Annotated in this window: 16 protein-coding genes and 2 pseudogenes; 11 read left to right on the top strand and 7 right to left on the bottom strand. The window is 65.5% G+C overall.

Features of this window, described 5'->3' with window-relative positions:
• The 8 genes and pseudogenes from HLH25_RS05305 to HLH25_RS05270 all read left to right on the top strand — a co-directional run.
• A pseudogene (locus HLH25_RS05305) lies at window positions 1–205 on the top strand (1-deoxy-D-xylulose-5-phosphate synthase); the annotation flags it as partial.
• Window positions 206–220: 15 nt separating this feature from the next.
• Entirely contained in the window at window positions 221–964 is a 744-nt protein-coding gene (locus HLH25_RS05300; RefSeq protein ID WP_182973073.1) for a TlyA family RNA methyltransferase, read from the top strand.
• A gap of 94 nt (window positions 965–1,058) precedes the next feature.
• Window positions 1,059–2,276 (top strand): 23S rRNA (adenine(2503)-C(2))-methyltransferase RlmN, encoded by a 1,218-nt coding sequence (rlmN, locus tag HLH25_RS05295; RefSeq protein ID WP_114727038.1) that lies wholly within the window; start codon window positions 1,059–1,061, stop codon window positions 2,274–2,276.
• A 142-nt stretch (window positions 2,277–2,418) separates the two neighbouring features.
• Complete coding sequence (locus tag HLH25_RS05290; protein ID WP_114727037.1) at window positions 2,419–3,648, top strand: argininosuccinate synthase; 1,230 nt, start codon at window positions 2,419–2,421, stop codon at window positions 3,646–3,648.
• Between the two features lie 48 nt (window positions 3,649–3,696).
• Entirely contained in the window at window positions 3,697–4,188 is a 492-nt protein-coding gene (locus HLH25_RS05285) for an FKBP-type peptidyl-prolyl cis-trans isomerase (RefSeq protein ID WP_182973072.1), read from the top strand.
• A 23-nt stretch (window positions 4,189–4,211) separates the two neighbouring features.
• Complete coding sequence (locus HLH25_RS05280; RefSeq protein WP_182973103.1) at window positions 4,212–4,688, top strand: c-type cytochrome; 477 nt, start codon at window positions 4,212–4,214, stop codon at window positions 4,686–4,688.
• A 65-nt stretch (window positions 4,689–4,753) separates the two neighbouring features.
• Window positions 4,754–5,749 (top strand): tryptophan--tRNA ligase, encoded by a 996-nt coding sequence (gene trpS / locus HLH25_RS05275; protein WP_182973071.1) that lies wholly within the window; start codon window positions 4,754–4,756, stop codon window positions 5,747–5,749.
• A gap of 12 nt (window positions 5,750–5,761) precedes the next feature.
• Window positions 5,762–6,181: a secondary thiamine-phosphate synthase enzyme YjbQ gene (locus HLH25_RS05270; protein WP_182973070.1), complete on the top strand. Its 420-nt coding sequence runs from the start codon at window positions 5,762–5,764 to the stop codon at window positions 6,179–6,181.
• A gap of 73 nt (window positions 6,182–6,254) precedes the next feature.
• Here HLH25_RS05270 and HLH25_RS05265 read toward each other — a convergent pair whose 3' ends face one another.
• The 3 genes and pseudogenes from HLH25_RS05265 to HLH25_RS05255 form a co-directional block, all read right to left on the bottom strand.
• The gene (locus HLH25_RS05265) at window positions 6,255–7,052 is read right to left on the bottom strand and encodes a ribonuclease T2 family protein (RefSeq protein ID WP_182973069.1); all 798 of its coding nucleotides are present in this window, start codon (window positions 7,050–7,052) and stop codon (window positions 6,255–6,257) included.
• 14 nt (window positions 7,053–7,066) lie between these two features.
• Complete coding sequence (fghA, locus tag HLH25_RS05260) at window positions 7,067–7,915, bottom strand: S-formylglutathione hydrolase (RefSeq protein ID WP_182973068.1); 849 nt, start codon at window positions 7,913–7,915, stop codon at window positions 7,067–7,069.
• A gap of 2 nt (window positions 7,916–7,917) precedes the next feature.
• A pseudogene (locus tag HLH25_RS05255) lies at window positions 7,918–8,172 on the bottom strand (S-(hydroxymethyl)glutathione dehydrogenase); the annotation flags it as partial.
• Between the two features lie 253 nt (window positions 8,173–8,425).
• On the opposite strand from HLH25_RS05255, the gene HLH25_RS05250 reads away from it, so the two are divergent.
• Window positions 8,426–9,301, top strand: a complete 876-nt coding sequence (locus HLH25_RS05250) for a bestrophin family protein (protein ID WP_182973067.1) — start codon at window positions 8,426–8,428, stop codon at window positions 9,299–9,301.
• A gap of 168 nt (window positions 9,302–9,469) precedes the next feature.
• Window positions 9,470–10,060 carry a CarD family transcriptional regulator gene (locus tag HLH25_RS05245; protein WP_114727028.1) on the top strand — a complete coding sequence of 197 codons (591 nt, stop codon included), beginning with the start codon at window positions 9,470–9,472 and terminating at the stop codon, window positions 10,058–10,060.
• A 57-nt stretch (window positions 10,061–10,117) separates the two neighbouring features.
• On the opposite strand, the gene HLH25_RS05240 is transcribed toward HLH25_RS05245, so the two are convergent.
• The 4 genes from HLH25_RS05240 to HLH25_RS05225 all read right to left on the bottom strand — a co-directional run bounded on the left by HLH25_RS05240 (window position 10,118) and on the right by HLH25_RS05225 (window position 18,733).
• On the bottom strand, window positions 10,118–11,098 hold the full coding sequence (locus HLH25_RS05240; RefSeq protein ID WP_182973066.1) for a sterol desaturase family protein: 981 nt from the start codon (window positions 11,096–11,098) through the stop codon (window positions 10,118–10,120).
• A gap of 157 nt (window positions 11,099–11,255) precedes the next feature.
• Window positions 11,256–12,422: a nucleotide sugar dehydrogenase gene (locus HLH25_RS05235; RefSeq protein ID WP_182973065.1), complete on the bottom strand. Its 1,167-nt coding sequence runs from the start codon at window positions 12,420–12,422 to the stop codon at window positions 11,256–11,258.
• A gap of 180 nt (window positions 12,423–12,602) precedes the next feature.
• Window positions 12,603–16,844, bottom strand: a complete 4,242-nt coding sequence (locus tag HLH25_RS05230; protein ID WP_182973064.1) for a translocation/assembly module TamB domain-containing protein — start codon at window positions 16,842–16,844, stop codon at window positions 12,603–12,605.
• Window positions 16,844–18,733, bottom strand: coding sequence for an autotransporter assembly complex protein TamA (locus HLH25_RS05225; RefSeq protein WP_182973102.1), 1,890 nt, complete (start codon window positions 18,731–18,733; stop codon window positions 16,844–16,846). The genes HLH25_RS05230 and HLH25_RS05225 overlap by 1 nt, the downstream gene beginning before the upstream one ends.
• A 496-nt stretch (window positions 18,734–19,229) precedes the next feature.
• Here HLH25_RS05225 and miaB point away from each other — a divergent pair, with 496 nt between their 5' ends.
• Window positions 19,230–20,663, top strand: coding sequence for a tRNA (N6-isopentenyl adenosine(37)-C2)-methylthiotransferase MiaB (gene miaB / locus HLH25_RS05220; protein ID WP_182973063.1), 1,434 nt, complete (start codon window positions 19,230–19,232; stop codon window positions 20,661–20,663).
• The last annotated feature ends 63 nt before the right edge of the window (window positions 20,664–20,726 follow it).

The following is a 20,726-nucleotide window of genomic DNA, read 5'->3' as shown; positions in this document are numbered from 1 at the left end:
CGGGTTCGGGGCCTATGTCATGCACCATCTGGCGCGCACCGGCCTGCTCGACAGCGTCCGCTTCCGCCCGATGACGCTCCCCGACCGCTTCATCGACCACAACACGCAGGATGCCCAGTATCGCGAGGCCGGGCTCGACGCCACCGCCATCGCAGCCACCGCCCTGCACGCCCTGGGTGTTGCATCGTCGCAGCAGACGGCCTGATCCGGCAGCGACGACATGGCCAAGCAGCGTGCGGACCAGATGCTGGTCGATCGGGGCATGGTGGAAAGCCGTGCTCGCGCCCAGGCTCTGATTCTGGCCGGGGTCGTCTATACGGGCGACCGGCGCGTGGCCAAGGCCGGCGAGCAATTGCCCGAGGATGCCCCGCTGCTGCTGAAGGGGCAGGATCATCCTTGGGTCTCGCGCGGGGGCGTGAAGCTGGCCCATGCGCTGGAGCATTTCGGCCTGGACCCGGCGGGCGCCGTGGCGCTGGATGTCGGGGCCTCCACCGGCGGTTTTACCGATGTGCTGCTCACGCACGGGGCCGCGAAGGTCTTCGCCGTCGATGTCGGGCATGGACAACTGGCATGGAAGCTGCGCAGTGACCCGCGCGTGGTGGTGCTGGAAAAATGCAATGCCCGCACGCTGGACACCGCGACCATCCCCGACCCGATCGACGTGCTTGTCTGCGATGCCAGCTTCATCGGCCTGCGCACGGTCCTGCCCGCCGGGCTGGCATTGTGCCGGCCGGGTGCATGGGCCGTGGCGCTGATCAAGCCGCAGTTCGAGGCCGGACGCGAGGCCGTGGGCGCCAAGGGCGTGGTGCGCGATCCTGCGGTGCATGATGCGGTCTGCGCCATGATCGAGGAATGGTGGTCCGCCCTGCCCGGCTGGACCGTGCTGGGGGTCGAGCCCAGCCCGATCACCGGCCCCGAGGGCAACCGCGAATTTCTGATCGCGGCGCGGCGCGACGCAGAGTAATTCCCCTTTTTCCGTTGGAATGTGTTAGGCAGCGCGGATTCAGCCCAATTCGTGCCGCGAATACGCGCGGCGCCTGTCCGATGAGTAGCCGTTCATGACCGCCGTTTCCGCTCACGCGCCCCAGCCCCCCGCCGAGACCGGCCTCGCCGCCTCGCTCACCGAGGTCGAGCGCCAGCGTATCCTGGCGAAATCGGCCCTGTTCGCCCCGCCGACCGGCATGTTGCCGGACGGACGGCGCGACCTGGTCGGCCTGTCGCGTGAGGAACTGACCGATGCGCTGGTCGCGATCGGCGAGAAGCCCTTCCGCACCAAGCAGATCTGGCACTGGCTTTATCATCAGGGCGTGACGGATTTCGCGCGGATGAGTTCGATCGCCAAGCCGTTGCAGGCCAAGCTGGCCGAACGCTTCGTCATCGGCCGGCCGGAAGCCACCACGGTCCAGACCTCGAACGACGAGACCCGCAAATTTCTCTTCCGTTTCCGCGACGGGCAGGAGGCCGAGACCGTCTATATCCCCGACCGGCGCGAGGATCGCGGCGCGGTCTGCATCTCGTCGCAGGTCGGGTGCACGCTCTCCTGCACGTTCTGCCACACGGGCACGCAGAAGCTGGTGCGCAATCTGGGCGCGGCCGAAATCGTCGGCCAGTTCATGGCGGCGCGCGACAGCTATGGCGAATGGCCCAGCCCCAGGGGCGAGACCCCGCGCCTGCTCTCGACCATCGTGCTGATGGGCATGGGCGAGCCGCTGTATAATTACGAAAACGTCGCCAAGGCGATGAAGATCGTCATGGATGGCGAGGGCATCGGCCTGTCGCGGCGTCGCATCACGCTCTCCACCTCCGGCGTGGTGCCGATGATGGACCAGTGCGGATCGGAACTGGGGATCAATCTCGCGATCTCGCTCCATGCCGTGCGCAACGACCTGCGCGACGAGATCGTGCCGCTGAACCGCAAATATCCCATCGAGGAACTGATCGCCGCCTGCCGGCGCTACCCCGCCGCCAGCAATGCCCGGCGCATCACGTTTGAATACATCATGCTACGCGGCGTGAATGACAGCGAGGCCGACGCCCGCGAACTGGTGCGGCTGATCGCCGGTATTCCGGCCAAGGTCAACCTGATCCCGTTCAACCCCTGGCCCGGCAGCGACTACCGGCCCTCGACGCGCGAGCAACTGGCCAAATTCGCCCAGATCGTGATGGATGCCGGCTTCGCCTCGCCCATCCGCATGCCGCGCGGGCGCGATATCCTGGCCGCGTGCGGACAATTACGCACCGAAAGCCAACGCGAACGCCGCAGCCTGCCGGCCTGACATCGCGGCAGGGGAGCCCTGCATTTCGGGCGGTTCCCCCGCTGGCACCATCGTCCATCCAATGCTAGGACGCGGGGATCAGGCGCTCTGGCGCCCGCACTCTTTTCACCTTTTCAGATTCGACGACAGGAGATCCCGTTCCATGGCCGCAAAGGACGTCAAGAAGGTCGTGCTCGCCTATTCGGGTGGTCTCGATACGTCCGTGATTCTGCGCTGGTTGCAGACCACCTATGGCTGCGAGGTCGTGACCTTCACGGCCGACCTGGGCCAGGGCGAGGAACTGGAGCCGGCGCGCAAGAAGGCCGAAATGTTCGGCGTGAAGGAAATCTTCGTCGAGGATCTGCGCGAGACCTTCGTGAAGGACTTCGTCTTTCCGATGTTCCGCGCCAACACGCTGTACGAGGGCCAGTATCTGCTGGGCACTTCGATCGCCCGCCCGTTGATCGCCCAGCGCCAGATCGAGATCGCCGAAGCGGTCGGGGCCGACGCCGTCGCCCATGGCGCGACCGGCAAGGGCAACGATCAGGTACGTTTCGAACTGGCCTATTACGCGCTGAAGCCCGACGTGACGGTGATCGCGCCGTGGCGGGAGTGGGACCTGACCTCGCGCACCCGCCTGCTGGCCTTCGCCGAGGAACATCAGATTCCCATCGCCAAGGACAAGCGCGGCGAAGCGCCGTTCTCGGTCGATGCGAACCTCCTGCATTCGTCCTCCGAAGGCAAGCTGCTGGAAGACCCGGCCGTGGGACCGGACGAGATCGTGTTCCAGCGCACCATTTCGCCCGAGGCCGCGCCGGATGTGGCGACCGAGATCGCGATCGATTTCGTCTCCGGCGATCCGGTGGCGCTGAATGGGGTGACCCTGTCCCCGGCCACGCTGCTGACGCGGCTGAACGAACTGGGCAAGGCCAACGGCATCGGCCGGCTGGACCTGGTGGAGAACCGCTTCGTCGGCATGAAGTCGCGCGGCATCTACGAGACGCCGGGCGGCACCATCCTGCTGGCGGCGCATCGCAGCATGGAATCCATCACGCTGGACCGCGAGGCCGGGCACCTGAAGGACAGCCTGATGCCCCGCTATGCCGAAATCATCTATAACGGCTTCTGGTTCTCGCCCGAGCGCCGGATGCTTCAGGCCCTGATCGACGAGAGCCAGCATTCGGTGACCGGGCGCGTGCGGCTGAAGCTCTACAAGGGCAACGTGATCTGCGTCGGCCGCGAAAGCCCCAACAGCCTGTACGACACCCGCGTCGTGACCTTCGAGGATGACGAGGGTGCCTACAACCAGGCCGATGCCCAGGGCTTCATCAAGCTGAACGCGCTCCGCCTGCGCCTGGGGGCGCAGATCGGCCGCCGGGGCGGCGCGCTGTAAGCGCGGCGTCCCTTTCCTGCCTTTTCATTTCCGCCAAACCGAGGTGTCATGAAACGTCTGTCCCGCGTCACTTCCCTCCTTCTGGCTTCCGCGACGGCCCTGTCGCTGGCGGCGTGCGGCGCACGCCCCGAGGAATCCAAGCCGGACATGACGCCCGAGCAGTTCATGGCCAAGATCCGCGCCGAGCCGGGCGTGAAGAGCCTGCCCGACGGACTGGCCTACAAGGTGCTGGAGAGCGGTCCCAAGGACGGGCAGAGCCCCGCGGTCGGCGACGGCATGATGGTGATCTACGAAGGTCGCCTGCCCGAGGGCGGAATCTTCGACAGTTCCGATCAGCACGGCAAGGGGGCCTATATGCAGATGCCGCTGGACGGCGTCATCAAAGGCTGGATGGAAGCCCTGCCGATGATGCATGTGGGCGATACCTGGATGCTCTATGTGCCGCCCGAATTGGGCTACGGCCATCGTGCGATGGGCATCATCCCTGCCGACAGCCCGCTGATCTTCAAGATCCAGCTTCTGGGCGTCTCGAAACAGTAAGCGCAGGAGCCGCGCCAGTGCGCATGATACGGCGGGAACGTCCCCTCGCCCCATTCGTCGCGGGTCTTCTGGGCCTGCTGGCGTTGGCGGGGTGTTCGTCGCGCCATAATCTCGGCCAGGCGCGCTATCGGACCAATTGCGGAATCTGCCATCATGGCGGTGAAGGCATGCTGGGGGAAATTCCGCCTTTGACCGGGCGGATCGACCGGATCGCCCGTACGCCGGAGGGACGGCATTATCTGGTCGATGTGCTGCTGAACGGCCTGAACGGGCCGCTGCTCGCCAATGGCGGACGCTATAATTTCTCCATGCCGTCCTTCCGTCGTCTTTCCGATACCGAGATCGCGGCGATCCTGACCTATCTCTCCGCCAGTGGCGGGCAGGCAGATCCGCCCGCCTTCGCCGCCAGCGATGTCGCGGCGCAGCGTGCGCAGTCCCTCGGGCCGTCCCGCGTGGCGGACGAACGGCGGGCGCTGGACCATATCCACCCATTGCCCTGAAACCCGGATGTCGTGATCGACGACCGGCTTGACCGGAGCGGGTCCGACGCCTGAAAAGAACCTTCATGCAACGCATATTCTCCGGCATTCAGCCGACCGGTATTCCGCAGTTGGGCAATTATCTGGGCGCGATCCGCAACTGGGTCGGCTTGCAGGCCGATCACGAGTGCATCTTCTGCCTCGTGGACCTGCATGCCATCACGGTGTGGCAGGACCCGGAGGTCCTGCGCCAGCAGACGCTGGCCCAGACCGCCGTGCTGCTGGCCGCCGGCATCGACCCGAAGGCCCATATCCTGTTCAATCAGTCCGCCGTCAGCGCCCATGCGCGGCTGGGCTGGATCTTCGATTGCGTATCACGCCTCGGCTGGCTCAACCGCATGACCCAGTTCAAGGACAAGGCCGGCAAGGACCGCGAGAACCACTCGGCCGGCCTCTATGTCTATCCCAACCTGATGGCCGCCGACATTCTGGCCTACAAGGCGACGCGGGTGCCAGTCGGTGACGACCAGCGCCAGCATCTGGAACTCGCCAACGACATCGCGCAGAAATTCAACCATGATTACGGTGTGGATTTCTTCCCGGCGATCGAACCGCTGATCCCGCCCGCCGCCGCACGGATCATGAGCCTGCGCGACGGGACGAAGAAGATGTCCAAATCCGATCCGTCGGCCCAAAGCCGGATCGAGATGACCGACGATGCCGACGCGATCGCGCTGAAGATCCGTCGCGCCAAGACCGATCCCGAGCCCCTGCCCTCCGAGCCGGCCGGCTTGCAGGACCGGCCCGAAGCCCGCAATCTGGTCGATATCTACGCGGCCCTCGCCGGCATCACGGCGGCCGACGTGCTGGCGCGCCATGGCGGCAAGGGCTTCGGCCCGTTCAAGACGGCGCTGACCGAAGTGCTGGTGCAGAACATCGTGCCGATTGCCGACGAGACCCGGCGCCTGCTGGAAGCACCGGACCATCTGCGCGCGGTGCTGCGCGACGGGGCCGCGCGGGCGGCGCAGATCGCCGAGCCGATCGTCAGCGAGGCCGAGCGTCTCGTGGGCTTTCTGAAATAGGAACACGCTACCATGCGCCAGGCCCTGCATCGCGTCGACATCCCGACCCGTGGCAAGGGGCTGGTAATGTTTACCGATACGGTGCGGCAATGGGTGGCGGAGACCGGGATCGAGACCGGCCTGCTGACGATCTGGTGCCAGCATACGTCGGCATCGCTGACGGTGCAGGAAAACGCCGACCCGACGGTACGCGAGGATATCAGGCGCTTCTTCGAGGCGCTCGTCCCCGAGGCGCCGGGCCGTTACATCCATGACGATGAAGGCCCGGATGACATGCCCGCCCACCTGCGGAGCATGCTGACCCAGACCCAGCTTTCAATTCCGGTTGCCGATGGGCAACCGGTGTTGGGCCTGTGGCAGGGGCTCTATCTGTTCGAGCACCGCCGCCAGCCCCATCGCCGGCGGATTGTCCTGCACCTGATCGGCGAATAGAGGCTGGTTGCACAGTGCCGCTACCGGGCCGCCCTTGGCCCGGTAGCGGCAGTTTTCGGTCAGCCGCGCGGCCTCACCAGCCCGGAACGAGGAACCGCGCGGGGCAATTGTCCTGCGCTTCGGGCGCACGGAAGAACGCGCTGGCCCGTGGGAAATCGGCCACCCGCTCGCGTTTCAGGGTGAACCAGAGCTGGGTCAGCACCTCACGGCCGGCATGGTCATGCTCGCAGCGCAACTGAAGGGCTCGGTCCGTTTCGGTGTGGAACGCACCACGAAATGCCTGCATCACCGCGTCCCTGGTCACGACCTGCCCCTGCCACGCCCGCAGGGCGGTGCCGAAATCGGACTGCGCGACCTCGGTGCGCATTTCCAGCGCGGTATGGAAAAACGTTTCGGCGGGGATGCCGAAACATTGGACATGCTTGTGATATTCGTGGTCGACCAGACTATGCGGCAGATGCGCTACGGTCTGGTCCAGCGCCTGCTTCGTCTCGCTGCTGACCGCCAGAGGGGTGGCGGCCTCATGCTCGGGGTAGATGTCGCATCCGGCTGCCCACCAGCGCTGCGGGGGCACGCCCTGGGCTATGAGCGGCTGAGGGCGTGATGCCCACAGGCCATGCAGGCCGATCAGCGGCGCTTTCGGCTGGTCGGGCTGGCAGCCTGGCCCGCTGGCGCAGAAGCCGGGCTGCCAGGTCAGCGCCAGCGTATAATGGCCGAAATCACCGTGCGCGGGCGGGCTGATCACGCTGGCCGCCACCGGCATGGGCGTCGGTGGAACCGGCGTCGGCGCGCAGGCGGCCATGCCGGCCGCCAGAACGAAACCGCCGAACGCAAGGCGCGCGTGGCTTGCCGCACGATGGACCATTGTCATGTCATTCTTTCGCTTTATCGGCGCAGGATCGCCGCGTGGTGGGTCAGATGGTCCTGGATGAAGGACTGGATGAACCAGTAGGAATGATCGTAACCGGGGTGACGGCGCAGGATCAGTTCCTGGCCGGCGGCCCTGGCGGCCTGCTCCAGATGCCAGGGCTGCAATTGCGCATCGAGGAACTGGTCCGCCTCGCCCTGGTCCACCAGGATGGTCGTCGGATGGGTGTGGCCCGCTTGCAGCAGGAGGGTCGCATCATGGGCGGCCCAGGTCGCGCGGTCCGGCCCCAGATAACCGGCGAAAGCCTTCTCACCCCACGGGACCGCCGCCGGATGGACGATCGGCGCGAAGGCCGAAACCGATTTCCAGCGATCTGGCGCGCCCAGCGCATGCACCAGCGCGCCGTGTCCACCCATCGAATGCCCCATGATGCCACGCCGCGAGCCGTCCAGCGGGAGTTTGGCCTCGGTCAGCGCGGGCAGTTCCTCGGCCACGTAGGTGCCCATCCGGTAATGGGCGGCCCACGGCGCCTGCGTCGCGTCCAGGTAGAACCCCGCGCCGCTGCCGAAATCGTAGCTGTCGTCCTCTCCGGCGATGTCGGCCCCTCGGGGCGACGTGTCCGTCGCGACCAGTGCGAGCCGGTATTCCGCCGCGAAACGCACCGCGTTGGCCTTGATCAGGAAGGTTTCCTCGGTGCAGGTCAGTCCGGCCAGCAGGTGGATGACCGGCACCGAGGCCGCCGCCGATGCGCCATCGGGCACGAAGACCGCGAAACGCGCCTCCAGCCCCAGGCTCTCGGAGGGATGGCTGTAGAAGCCGAGCGTGCCGCCACAGCAGGCATGGGTGGCGCGGGTGGTGATCGCCACGCTCAGAACGCGACGAACGCGACGACGGTGCGGATGCTCTCGCCGCCCGTCATCATGTCGAAGCCCTGGTTGATCTTCGCCAGCGGCGGGGTGTGGGCGATCAGGCTGTCGATGTCGATCCTGCCGTCCGTGTACCAGTCCGCGATCTTCGACACCTCGGTGCGCCCATGCGCCCCGCCGAAGGCCGAGCCGATCCAGCGGCGGCCGGTTGCAAGCTGGAATGGACGGGTGCTGACTTCCTGCCCCGCACCGGCCTCGGACGCGATCGCCGCCCTTTCGTCCATGATCGTGCCTCTCCAGAATCGCGCATGGGAATTATCGCATCATAAAGGGTGGCATCCCTAAAAGGGTCAATGCCGCCCGTCGGATTTGCGACAGAGAATGTCCTGACTGTCACAAAATCCATCATTCCGTTCAGACTGTTGTCTTTCCCGGCCGTGCGGTCAGTATGGGATTGGTTGGCTGCATTCGGCGCCACGCATTCAGCATGTCCTGAGGGGGAAAACATCAATGATCGTCGACCGGCGGATCGGATTATTCATCCTGATGCGCGAAAGCCTGCTGACATTGGCGTTCCTTGGGGCATGGGACGTTTTTGTCGTCGTCATGTTCCAGGTCTTCCATCAGGACTGGATGGAACAGCCGACCCTGCCGGTGTCCCTGCTCGGCTCGGCCGTCGTGCTGTTTCTCAGCGTGCGTAACAATGCGGCCTACGGACGGTGGTGGGAAGCACGGACGCTATGGGGCGCGATTACGAACAATTGCCGCTCGTTCGGCCGGCAGGCCGGGTCGCTGCTGGGCGGTCGGCCAGATCTGGCCTGCGCCATGGCGGCCTATCCTTACGCATTGCGCAGCGCACTCGGCCGGCTGGAGGATTCGGGCGATATCGCGCGGCTGCTGCCCCCCGAGATGCGCAAAGCCATCGCCGGCCGGAACAATCAGCCGAATGCCATCCTTTACGAGATCGGACTGGCGGTGAACGAGGAAGTGGCGCGACAGAAGATCGACGGTGCCGTGCATGGCCAGATCGACCGTATCCTGTCCGATCTGGCCAATGCCCAGGGGGGGCTGGAGCGCATTCGCAATACGCCGCTGGCCATTCAGTTTTCGCTGATTCCCCGGCTGGTGGCCAACATATTCTGCGTCCTCCTGCCGCTGTCGATGGTGCAGACCCTGGGGTGGATCACGCCACTGGGCTCATCGCTGGTCGGGCTGCTGTTCGTCGCGCTGGACAAGATCGGCAGCGACCTGCAGGATCCGTTCGACAATTCGCCCCACGCCATGCCGATGCGGACAATGGCCCGAACGATCGAAATCGACCTGCTGCAACCGGTCAATATCCCCGTCGAAGGCCCGATCTCGCCGGTGCGTGGCGTGCTATCCTGAGAGCACGACCGAAACCGCCGCTGGTGGTGATCCGACGCGCGTTTGCCGCGCGTCGGTGTTCACGGCCGCTCCGCAGCCCGCATTTCCGGCCAGGCTCCGAGCGTTTCGCAGGGCGACCCCAATCCGAGGATCGAGACAGAATGGGAAAAATGTGATATAACCAGTCAAATGAGCATGTTCAGAACGACCCCCAAGGGCGGTGTGACCGACGCAATGGCTCGCACTGCCGCTGCTACAACTGCCGCACAGGCGAAGACCAAGGTCAAGGACGAAGACCCCTTCCGCGAGGGCGATGCTATCGTCTACGCCGCCCACGGTGTCGGACGGGTGGATCGCATCGGCATCGACGAGATCGCGGGCACCAAGCTGGAAATGATCCAGATTTCGTTCCCCGGCAACCAGATGACGCTGCGCATTCCGCTGACCAAGGCGCGCAAGGCCGGCCTGCGCAAGATCGTCTCGCGCGAGATCGTGGACAAGGCCATGGCGATCATCAAGGGCAAGCCGCATGTCAGCCGCGGCATGTGGGCCCGTCGCGCCGTGGCTTACCAGGAAAAGATCAATTCCGGTGATCTGGTCCAGATCGCCGAAGTGCTGCGCGACCTGCGCCGCAATGTCGACAGCCTGGATGGCAGCTTCAGCGAACGCAAGCTGTTCGAAGCGGCGCAGGAGCGCTTTGTGGCCGAAGTCGCCGTGCTGGAAGGCAAGGAACCGACTGCGGTCCTGGAATCCCTGACGGCGGCGATGAAGGCTGCCTGATCCTACCCGGCCCCGATGACATCATCCGTCGGGGCCGGAACCTTCAAGACTGTCCGTTCATGCTCCGCCCGGCCCCGTGGTTGCGGGCGAGCGTGTTTCGGCCCGCCGCCAGCGGCGGGTCGCCAGACGCCATGACAGAAGCAGCCCCGCTTTCTGCTGTGCCAGCCAGCCACCGCTGACCAGTGCCGGTTCGGCCTTCGGGTCACCGGTTTCCACCACATTGTGCGAGAAATTCGCCGTTCCCAGCATCATGTCCCACCAGGGAAAGACCGCGCCGTAATTGCATGAGCGCCGGCCGGCGGAGCGCAGGCCGTGATGCACACGGTGGAAATGCGGAGAGACCAGGACCCGCTCACCCAGCCAGCCGAACCCGACCCGCGTATTGGCATGCGACAGGCTTTCGACCAGACGCAGGAACAGGATCAGCAGCGGGAATTGCAGCGGCGGCACGCCGATCAGCAGCCCGACGGCAATCGCCCAGACATAGGACGTGACATCGTCGAGCAGATGATTCCGGTCATCCGACCAGAAGGTCATCTGCGTCTGGGCGTGATGCAGGGCGTGCAACCCGTACCACCAGCCGAAGACATGCGACAATCGGTGGCGAACATATTCGGCGAAATCCAGGATCACCGCGTACAGGAAGAACGTGACGATCGGCCAGTCCATCAGGCGTGGAAACACGCTTTCCAGCGTCGGCGGAATATAGCCATGGTCGGTCAGGATCCCGTTCAACCAGGTCTGGATTTCGTAGAAGCCGAAGAACGTCACCAGCGGAAACAGGCCGATGCGCGCGATCAGGGTATAGACGATGTCCATGGTCACATTGTCGCGGTTCTCCCATTGCCGCAGGGGCCAGAACCGTTCCAGCGGCATGCAGATCGCAAGGTTCAGCACGACCTGCAATACGCCGTAGATCGCAAACATCGCCCAGAGGAAGGATGTGTCCTCCCACTCCATCCACCCGAAATGGTACAGGATCGGGATCAGCCAGTTTTCCTGGATCCATCCGGCAAGCCATGAAAACGGATCGATCATCTCCATCCCCCTGTCGTCATAGGCGACCTCGCATAGTCTGTTACAACAGACACAACAACTCCGTCCTTAAAACAGCAAGCCTGCCTGGCGCCGAATCCCGGCCGGCTCACGGGCGAAAGACGCGGTCCCGTTCCCTCGATAGTCCTTCCCGCGCGGTTCAGTCCGCACCGAAGACATCGCGTGTGAAAACCTTGCCATCGACATCGGCGAGGTCCCTGGTGCGGCGATTCGCCACGATCACGTCGCTCAGCGCCTTGAACTCTGCAAGATCGTGTACAACGCGCGAACCGAAAAAGCGGTCATCCTGCATACTGGGTTCGTAGACGATGACTTCGATCCCCTTGGCCTTGATGCGTTTCATGATCCCCTGGATCGAACTCTGCCGGAAATTGTCCGAGCCGGCCTTCATCACCAGCCGATAGATACCGACAATGGTGGGCTTCATCGCGATGATCCGCTCTGCGAGGAAGTCCTTGCGGGTACGGTTCGCATCGACCACCGCCGAGATCAGGTTCTGCGGGACCTGATCGTAATTGGCGAGAAGCTGCTTGGTATCCTTGGGCAGGCAGTAGCCGCCATAACCCAGGGAGGGATTGTTGTAATGCTGCCCGATCCGTGGATCGAGGCAGACACCGTCGATGATCTGGCGCGGGTCCAGGGCACGGGCGAGAGCATAGCTGTCGAGTTCGTTAAAGAAGGCCACGCGCAACGCGAGATAGGTATTCGCGAAGAGCTTGATGGCCTCGGCTTCGGAGGGGTCGGTCAGGAGGACGGGGATATCCTTCTCCACGGCTCCTTCGATCAGCAGATCCGCGAAGACGCGGGCGCGTTCGCTACGCTCGCCCACGATGATTCGCGAGGGATGCAGATTATCGTATAGCGCACGGCCTTCCCGCAGGAATTCGGGCGAAAAGATCACCTGGTCGGTCTCCATTCGCGCGCGAAGGCCCTCGATGAAGCCCACCGGGATCGTCGATTTGATGACGATCGTCGCGGATCTGTTCAGCGCGATGACATCCGAGACCACAGCCTCCACGGAGGACGTGTCGAAGTGGCTGGTCTCTATATCGTAATTCGTGGGGGTGGCGACGATGACGAAATCCGCATCGCGATACGCCGCGACCGGATCAGACGTCGCCTTCAGCGAAAGCCGTGCATTGGTGAGGAAATCCTCGATTTCCTTGTCGATGAGCGGCGAAATGCGCGCGTTCACCTTCTCGACGCGCGCGGAACTGATATCGACCGCCGTTACGTCATGGTGTTGCGCGAGGAGAATGGCGTTCGACAAACCGACATAGCCGAGACCCGCAACCGCTATTTTCATCAAGTCCTCAATTCATAGCAATCATGAGAATTGCCGGGGCAGACGAATCCTGTCTTTCGGCCATAGTACTCTTGCCGACGCGCCTCGGAATAGGGCTTTCGGTCGGTGATGCCCAGGCGCGGCTCATCGACCGGCATGACGGACGACCCGCGATGCCGATGTCCCGACGGGTCCATACCCTCAATAATTGAACTGATAGGACAGGCCGATGCTGCTGCCGGGATCATTCTCCGGGGTGGTAAAGCCGGTGACGTTGCCGCCGGTGCCCACGGTGGTGTTCAGCTTCAGGCGGCGTGTCAGGTCGACCTGGACCTGCGCCTGCGTGCCCGACCCGCTGGTGGCCTGTTTCGCACCGACATAAACGCCGCGCATCACATATTTGCCCGCCTCCACGCTGGTGCCGTTGCCCTTGCCGACGCCCGATCCGCCGGTCAGTTGCAGCCGGTCCAGCCCCAGCGTGCTGCGCACCTTGCCCAGCGGATCGAAGGCCGATCCGCCGGTCAGGGTCGCGACGGCCGCCGCCATCTCGGCCATCTGTGTGGTCGAAAGCGATTGCGCATCGGTGCCGAACAGCAGGATCGCCATGATCTGGTCCTGCGACAGCGGCGGCGTGGAGGAAAAACTGATCTTGGGCGCGCTGGCGTAGCCGCCGACGATCAGCTTCGCCGTGCCGGCGGCGGTCGCACGTTCGGCTTCGAAATCCAGCGTGGGGTCGATCGCCTGAGTCACGCCCGAACCGTTGAAGGCCACCCGGCCCTTCGTGAATTCCAGCGACACTCCGCCCAGGTTGAAACTGCCGCGCCGCATCGTAAACCCACCGGCGATGTCGGGGGCATCGGCCGTTCCGCCGACATGCAGCCGGCCGCTCATTTCGGCGTCCAGCCCATGCCCCCGTACGAACATCCGGCCCGGCGAGGATGCGGTGACATCGAGCCCGACCATGAACCTGTCGGCCTTCTCGGCATCGGATGGCGGCGGCTTGTCGCCGGGGCGGATCACATCCAGGGTCGCGATCGATGGCGGCAATGAACTGGGAATATTGATCTCGGCATGCGGGATGACGACCTGCCCCGCCACGTCGATACGGGAAGCCAGCGCGCCCTTGACGGTCATGTCCGCGTTGATTTGCGCCGTGACCAGATCGCTGGCCAGAGGGCGGGCGTTCTTCGCCGTGATCCGCAGATCGATGGGCAGGCCCGGCTGGAAGGCCCCCAGCGTTCCGCTGACACCGATACTGCCCGGCCCGGCCGTGGCCGACAGATTGTCGATCGTCAGCCGATCATCCTGCGCGATGATCGTTCCCTTCATGTTCGAAAGCTGGATTCCCTGAGCATAATCATGCACCTGACCGCCGGTCAGGGTCACGGTTCCCGACGCCTTCGGCGCCGACAGCGTACCGCGAAGGGCGATGGACAGGCGAGCGATCCCCTCGACCTGCCGCCCCTGCGCGCCGAGATAGGCATTGGCCGCTGAAAGATCGACATGGCCGTCGGCCTGCACCCCCATGGTGCCGGCCGAGCCGGTGGGCACCGTTCCCTTCACCGCAAGGTCGAGCAGAGATCCGGCATGCGCCGTGGCATCGACCCGTGCCTGAGCGCCCGACAATTGCGCCGTCGCGTCCAGGTTCAGCGGTGGCAGCGCGCCGCTGAAATCGCTGTGATAGGTCAGTCCCCGCGCCGTGACGCTGACCGTACCCTCGGGTCTGGCCGTTGTACCGCGCAGCTTGGCCCGGGCACTGATCGTCCCGTCTGCCCTGAGCGACGGCATGAAAGGTCGGGCGATGGCGGGCGTCAGATTATCAACCGTCGCCGTCAGGTCCAGTGCCGGTTTCACGGTACCCGCCACGTCGATGCGGGCCGGCACCACGCCGGGGGGCGCCAGCGTCAGGCGCAGGTGATCGACGCCGATCGCCTTGCCGAACCCGATCCGCGCCGGCGCCGTCAGCCGGACCGCCTCTCCCCTGGCATTGGCTTCCAGCGAGCGGATGGCGACCGACTGCGCCGGCGTATCCACGACCAGGGTGGTGGCCAGCGCCGCCGGAGCACCGGCCAGGGCCTGGAACGTCGCATTGGCGCCGATCGCCATTGCATCGCGCGGTCCGCGCGCCGTCAGCCGGACATCACCCGCCACATTGGGCGCCGATACCCCGTCCAGCCGCAATGTCATGTCGGTCAGCGTCGTTCCCAGCGGGTCGGTCACGGTTCCGGCCAGAGACAGGTTGCGCAGCCGCGCCTGCGCACTGGCCAGCGTGCCGTCGACCGCCACCGTCACGACCGGCGGCTTCGCGTTCGGTCCGTCGTCGGAGGCAGGATCGGATGTGCGGATCGACGCCTTCAGCGAGCCGGATACCGGCTGGCCCGCCAGACGCGACAGATCGGCCAGCCGGTCCATCTTTACGTCCAGCGTGCCGAGCGGCGTGACCCGATGCGGGTTCAGCACCAGATGCCCGCTGCCCGACAGGCTTTTCCAGTCCAGGCGCGCCAGGTCGATGGTTCGCCGCCCCTGCGGGTCCTGTTCCAGATCGGCGGCGATCGACAGCGGGGCGGCGTCCACGGTCCCCTTGGCCATGAGGGTGCCCTGCGGATGGGTGGGCAGATGATGAAAGACGGCGTCCAGCATGAGCGGTCCGGGCGGCATATCTTTCGTGCCCAGTTGCCCTTCGAGATGCGCGGTGGCCGAGAAGTCGGTCATCGGCCCGTTGATCGCCAGCGTCAGCCCCGCCTGCCCCCGCATGGCCGGTGACGCACGCTGCATATCGTCGATCGCCAGTTTCGCGGTCGCATCGATCGCGGCGCCGGTCTTTCCGCCCGTGACCGGGTCCGCCGCCGGAGCGGCCGACCGGCTGCCCGACACCGCCAGATGCACGGCCTGCCCGTCCAGCGCCAGCCGGTCGATCCGCAGAAGACCGGGATGGTCGCCCACCGCGCTCAGCATGGACGCGCGCAGAGAGAGTTTGCCATCGGCTCCGATCAGCGACACCGCCTGCCGAAGGCCCCCGGTAATCGCCAGCGGGCCATCCAGCGCCAGCGTCATCGCGTCGCCGGGCCGTACGGGCATCGCAAACGCGCCATGCAGGCCAAGGTGGCCCTCCAGATCGGTCCCGCCCGCACGCGCGAGGGGCGCCAGCGCCGGCACGTCGAGATCGAATGTTCCATGCGATGGCGTTGCCGTCATCACCTGCCCCGCCAGATGCAGCAGCGTGTGATCCAGTCGCACATCCAGCGGCCAACCCGCGTCGTCGGGATGCAGGGACAGATCCAGCGTCAGCGGCGCGGCGGCGAACAGGGCGGGATGACTGCCTGGGATCGACAGCGCGTTGACCGCGGCATGCAGGTGGGCATCCGACGGCTGGCCGCCGGTCGCCTCATGTCCCTCGAAATCGACCGCGATCCGGTCGGCTGTCACCCCTGCCGCCATCGGCTGGTCGAGCGTCAGATGGCCTTCGCCGACCGGATGATGCACATCGCCCGAGAGATGCGCGTCCAAGGCGAGAGCCTGCCAGCCGATCCCGTCACGCACGGTCATATGGGGCGCACGCGCCGTGATGGAGAGTTTCGATCTTACATTTATAAAATCAATTATTCCATTGATATTGGAAGATATACTCCCAGATTTCAGCGTGAACGCCAGGGTGTTCGCGTTCCTCGGGCCATCGAGGTCGAGCGCCAGATGCAATGGATCAAGCGTTTCCAGGCCCGATGCGCTGGCGAAGCCGCCCGGCCCTTCGTCCGCCGTCAGGTGCAATCCGAGGCGCCCCGGCACGATCTGCGTCCGCAGGGCCAGAGCCCCGACGCGATCCAGACGCTTCAGGTTCAGGTCGATCGCGGCCGTGGGGAGCGTCGCCACGCTGAGCCCATCCAGCACCGGTGCGAGATGAGAAAGACGCGCATTGCCGTCGAGCGAGAATGCGGCATCGCTGCCCGCGATGGCGGCACCGACCTCGATCCGTCCGACATGGACGGCGCGCAGGTCGATCCCCAGGTCGAAACTGCTGCCATTGCTGCTCTCGGTGGACTTCGTACCGCTTTCCGCCTGGAGGCGCGGAATGGCCAGCCGCGCGATCGACAGCCGATCGACACGCGCCTGTCGGGCCAGCAGATGGGTCGGCCGCCAGTCCAGTTCCAGCCCCTCGATCGAGAGCCACGTTCCCTTGCGATCGTTGAGGTTGATCCGGGCAATGCGCAGCGCGTCGGGGAAACGGCCCGAAATGCCGTCCAGCGTCACGGCACCGTCCGTCAGTTCGGCCGTCTGGCGGGCAATGGTATGGCGGCCCCAGCCCGTATTGGCCACGATCAGGATGGCCACCACGCCCAGCACAACCACCGCCAGCGGCACGCCGATCAGCAGGCCAAGAGTCCAGGCGACGATCCGGGGCCAGCGCCGTCCGCGCCCGGCGGAGGGGGACGGAGTCTCCTGTGCCATCAGAAGGTTTCCCCCAGACCGAGATAGAGTTCCCACGTATCGCCGCGCTTCGGCCGATTGAGCGGCACGGCGATATCCACGCGCACCGGACCGATGGGCGTATAGTACCGCACGCCGGCACCCGCCCCGACCCGCAGCGTGCCCTGAAACGGCCGGCTGCCGGTGCCGACCTGCCCCGCATCGGCAAACAGCGCCCCGCCGAAGCTGCGGAAGAAGCGCTGGCGGAATTCGACCGATCCCGCATCCATCGAGGTGCCGCCGATGGCATATTTGCTGCCCGGGAATTGCGGCCCGACACCCTGGTAACGGAACCCGCGTACGGTGGCGCTGCCGCCGGCATACAGACGCTGGTCGGGTGGGATATCGAAGGTCGAGGCTCCCTGCACGCTGCCAACGATCCCCCGCACCGCGATGATGCTGCGGCCGGGACGTGAAATGCCGAGATGCGTCAGGTCGAAATAGGTCGAGGCGTTCGCCTGCATGATGGTGAAGAACGATGTTCCATTGATCAGCGATGCCGATGGCGTCACGCTGGCGGCCAGCCGCACACCATGCGTGGCCGGGTCGATCGGGTTGCTCAGGCCGGTGCTGTCATAGGTCGCCCCCAGGGGGAGCGAAATGATCGTGTAATCGTTCACCAACCCCATCTGTTCGATCTGTTCCTGTTCCGCCTGCCCTTCGAACGAGACGGTCCAGCGCTGGCCCAGCCTGCGCACCACGCCCGCCCGCACCAGCAGCGCCGTCTGTCGGTAGGAATAGAGAAGCTGGCGGATGCCCTCGACCCGCACGCTGAGATTCTGGTCTCGGGAGCCGAAATCCGGCTTCATCAGGTCGGCATAGACATCGTAGCCCAGCCCCTGCTGGGCCGATCCGCCCAGGCCCGTCACCAGTGCCGTCAGGCGCAGGCGCTCGGCATTGCCGAAGATGTTGCGATGCGTCCAGCTTACGCCGCCGCGTCCGCCCAGATCGGTGGAATAGCCGCCCTGCACGGCCACGGTCCGCACCTTGCCTTCCTTGAAATCCAGCGACAGCGGCATCTGGTTGCCTGCTGAAAGCGGCGGCGCGTCATTGACCTGAACATCGGAAAACACCCCCAGCCCGGCCAGATCCTGCCGGGCGGCTTCGATCCGCGAGGGCTGGTACAGGTCGTTAGGATGCATGGTCATCCGCCGTGCGATATAGGCCGGATGTGTGCGCCTCATGCCGGAAAGGCCGATCGCGCCGATGGTCACCACCGGGCCGCTGCGCACCGTATATTCCACATCCAGCGTGTGGGTCTCCGGCCGCAGCCACGCTTTCGGCGGGGCGACCTGCGCCAGCGCGTGCCCCTCCTCCTTCATCTCCGTTTGCAGGCTCGCCGCCGCCGCCAGCACGTCGGAAGCGATGGCCGGCTGGCCGGACTTCACACCCAGGGCCTTGGTCTCGAGCGGGTTCAGGACCACCGGTCCGGTTCCGTCGCCGGACGCACGCACCAGCGTCACGCGGCCGAGGCGGAATATCTCGCCCCTGGTCGGGGTAATCGTCACCAGCACGGCCTGCCCCTTGGGGATCGCCTGCAGCCATTCCGGCAGTTGCGGATCGGCCCCGTCCATCGGGGCAGCGGTCGCCGCGTTCTTGTCGCCACGCGACCTTACGGTGATTTTGATCGCCGGGGCGTAGTAGCCGTAGCTTTCCAGCGCGGTGCGCAGACGGCCGTAATCGTTGCGGATCCGGCCGGCCAGGGCGAACGGGCTGACGGCATGGGTCTTCTGAAGAGACACCAGACTGGATGACGCGCTGATCGCGGCATCCAGTTCCGCTTCACCCGTTGGCGTGATGGTGGTGGTGTAGGTCTGCGGGTCGGCGCCGAGAACGGTGTCGGTCGGCCAGCACAATGCAATCGCGAGCATACCCCCGGCAACGGCGAAGCCGCTCCGCCGCGTGCGGGCGCCATTCCATGCGGTCCAGCCCTGATGCTCCGGCCGATCCGCTCTCTCCGCTCTTCGCCGTGCAATCACCCGACGTCGCCGCACCGCTGCCAATGTATCCCTGTCCCGTTCCTGTACTGCATCCCATCCAACGGTCCGGCTGCTCCATCGTTCACACGCCGCATCGCCCCGAGCGGCACGTCTAACCCATTTATAAGGCGATCGTTTGACGAGACGATAAAAAACAATGTCAGGCCGCCCGCGGCAGCCAGCACAAAGCGTTTTGTCCGGGAATCGGAAACTTGCCTTGACAAAAGGCCCCATATTTTTACCTGATTGCACAGGTAACGACGCCGCCGCGTCCCGCCCCGCGTGAGGGAGGTTTGCCGCACGATGACGCTGTCACGCCCCGAGTGCTCCGGCTCGTGCCCTTGACCGGGCGCCCCGCGCATATGATGTGTTCCCGCGACCGCGCGGGATGGTCCGGCGGCGCGCCCAGGAAGTTTCAATCGTGACCCAGCATTCTGTCTGCCCCCCCACGGAGTCCGACCGGGAGGTAAAGGGCCTCCATGTCATCACGTGGGGTTGCCAGATGAATGTGTATGACAGCGCGCGCATGACCGACGTACTGCGTCCGCTGGGATACCAGGCGGTCGATGCGCCCGACGCCGCCGACATGGTGATCCTGAACACCTGCCATATCCGTGATCGGGCGGCGGAAAAGGTCTTCTCCGAACTCGGTCGCCTGCGCCTGGTCAAGGAGACCCGTGCCGCCGAAGGGCAGCGCACCATCCTGGCCGTCGCCGGGTGCGTGGCCCAGGCCGAAGGCGCTGAAATCCTCGCCCGCGCGCCCTACGTCGATATCGTGCTCGGCCCGCAGACATACCACCGGCTGCCGGAGATGGTCGCACGGGCGGCACGGGCGGCCGGTGCCGTCATCGACACCGATTTCCCGGCCGAGCAGAAATTCGATTTCCTGCCCGATGCCCAGGCCCCGCAGACGCCGGGCGGCCTGACGGCCTTCCTGACCATCCAGGAAGGGTGCGACAAATTCTGCTCGTTCTGCGTCGTGCCCTATACGCGCGGAGCCGAATCCAGCCGCCCGGTCGAGTCCGTGCTGCGCGAGGCCCGCCGCCTGGTCGAAACGGGCGCGCGCGAGATCACGCTGCTGGGCCAGAACGTCAACGGCTATCACGGCGAAGGGCCGGATGGCCGGGTCTGGGGGCTGGCGGGCCTGGCCGAAGCCCTGGCGGCGATTCCTGGGTTGGCGCGCATCCGTTATACCACGTCGCATCCCCGCGACATGGACGACGCGCTGATCGCCGCCCATCGCGACCTGCCGGCGCTGATGCCGTTCCTGCACCTGCCGGTGCAGTCGGGGTCGGACCGGATCCTGGCGGCGATGAATCGGGGGCATACCGCCGCCGACTATCGCGACATCGTCCTGCGCCTGCGTGATGCGCGGCCGGACATCGCCCTGTCGTCGGATTTCATCGTCGGTCATCCCGGGGAGAGCGATGCGGATTTCGAGGCGACGATGCAGTTGATCCGCGATGTCGGGTTCGCGCAGGCGTTCTCGTTCAAATATTCCCCCCGTCCGGGCACCCCGGCCGCCGGCGCGCCGCTCCAGGTGCCCGAGGACGTGAAGGACGCACGGCTTCAGGCCTTGCAGGCCCTGCTGCGCACGCAGCAGGATGCCTTCAATGACGGGACGGTGGGGCGCGTGGTTCCGGTGCTGTTTACCGGACATGGGCGCAAACCGGGACAGTTGTCCGGCCGGTCGCCCTATCTGCAAGCCGTGCATGTGGATGGGCCCGATGCGCTGATCGGGCAGATCGCACAGGTCGAAATCCGGGAGCGATACACCAACTCACTGAGTGGAACCCTCATACAGGAGAGAGCCTTCGCTTGAGAGAACAGACGGTATCAGCGATTCTGCCCGGCCGGCGCCCCGCCCGGACGCGCGATCATCAAG

The organism is Gluconacetobacter dulcium, assembly GCF_014174165.1.
Classification (GTDB): domain Bacteria; phylum Pseudomonadota; class Alphaproteobacteria; order Acetobacterales; family Acetobacteraceae; genus Gluconacetobacter; species Gluconacetobacter dulcium.
Note: the sequence above shows the minus strand (reverse complement) of the source record. Positions and strands in the feature narration are given on the sequence as shown.

What these genes read in the sequence shown, in the direction of transcription:
- HLH25_RS05265 (WP_182973069.1), bottom strand. Translation starts at nt 7,052, where the DNA reads ATGACAATGGTCCATCGTGCGGCAAGCCACGCGCGCCTTGCGTTCGGC.
- HLH25_RS05250 (WP_182973067.1), top strand. Translation starts at nt 8,426, where the DNA reads ATGATCGTCGACCGGCGGATCGGATTATTCATCCTGATGCGCGAAAGC.
- HLH25_RS05240 (WP_182973066.1), bottom strand. Translation starts at nt 11,098, where the DNA reads ATGATCGATCCGTTTTCATGGCTTGCCGGATGGATCCAGGAAAACTGG.
- HLH25_RS05280 (WP_182973103.1), top strand. Translation starts at nt 4,212, where the DNA reads ATGATACGGCGGGAACGTCCCCTCGCCCCATTCGTCGCGGGTCTTCTG.
- HLH25_RS05300 (WP_182973073.1), top strand. Translation starts at nt 221, where the DNA reads ATGGCCAAGCAGCGTGCGGACCAGATGCTGGTCGATCGGGGCATGGTG.
- HLH25_RS05235 (WP_182973065.1), bottom strand. Translation starts at nt 12,422, where the DNA reads ATGAAAATAGCGGTTGCGGGTCTCGGCTATGTCGGTTTGTCGAACGCC.
- HLH25_RS05245 (WP_114727028.1), top strand. Translation starts at nt 9,470, where the DNA reads ATGAGCATGTTCAGAACGACCCCCAAGGGCGGTGTGACCGACGCAATG.
- HLH25_RS05270 (WP_182973070.1), top strand. Translation starts at nt 5,762, where the DNA reads ATGCGCCAGGCCCTGCATCGCGTCGACATCCCGACCCGTGGCAAGGGG.
- HLH25_RS05285 (WP_182973072.1), top strand. Translation starts at nt 3,697, where the DNA reads ATGAAACGTCTGTCCCGCGTCACTTCCCTCCTTCTGGCTTCCGCGACG.
- rlmN (WP_114727038.1), top strand. Translation starts at nt 1,059, where the DNA reads ATGACCGCCGTTTCCGCTCACGCGCCCCAGCCCCCCGCCGAGACCGGC.
- trpS (WP_182973071.1), top strand. Translation starts at nt 4,754, where the DNA reads ATGCAACGCATATTCTCCGGCATTCAGCCGACCGGTATTCCGCAGTTG.
- miaB (WP_182973063.1), top strand. Translation starts at nt 19,230, where the DNA reads ATGGTCCGGCGGCGCGCCCAGGAAGTTTCAATCGTGACCCAGCATTCT.
- HLH25_RS05225 (WP_182973102.1), bottom strand. Translation starts at nt 18,733, where the DNA reads ATGCTCGCGATTGCATTGTGCTGGCCGACCGACACCGTTCTCGGCGCC.
- HLH25_RS05290 (WP_114727037.1), top strand. Translation starts at nt 2,419, where the DNA reads ATGGCCGCAAAGGACGTCAAGAAGGTCGTGCTCGCCTATTCGGGTGGT.
- HLH25_RS05230 (WP_182973064.1), bottom strand. Translation starts at nt 16,844, where the DNA reads ATGGCACAGGAGACTCCGTCCCCCTCCGCCGGGCGCGGACGGCGCTGG.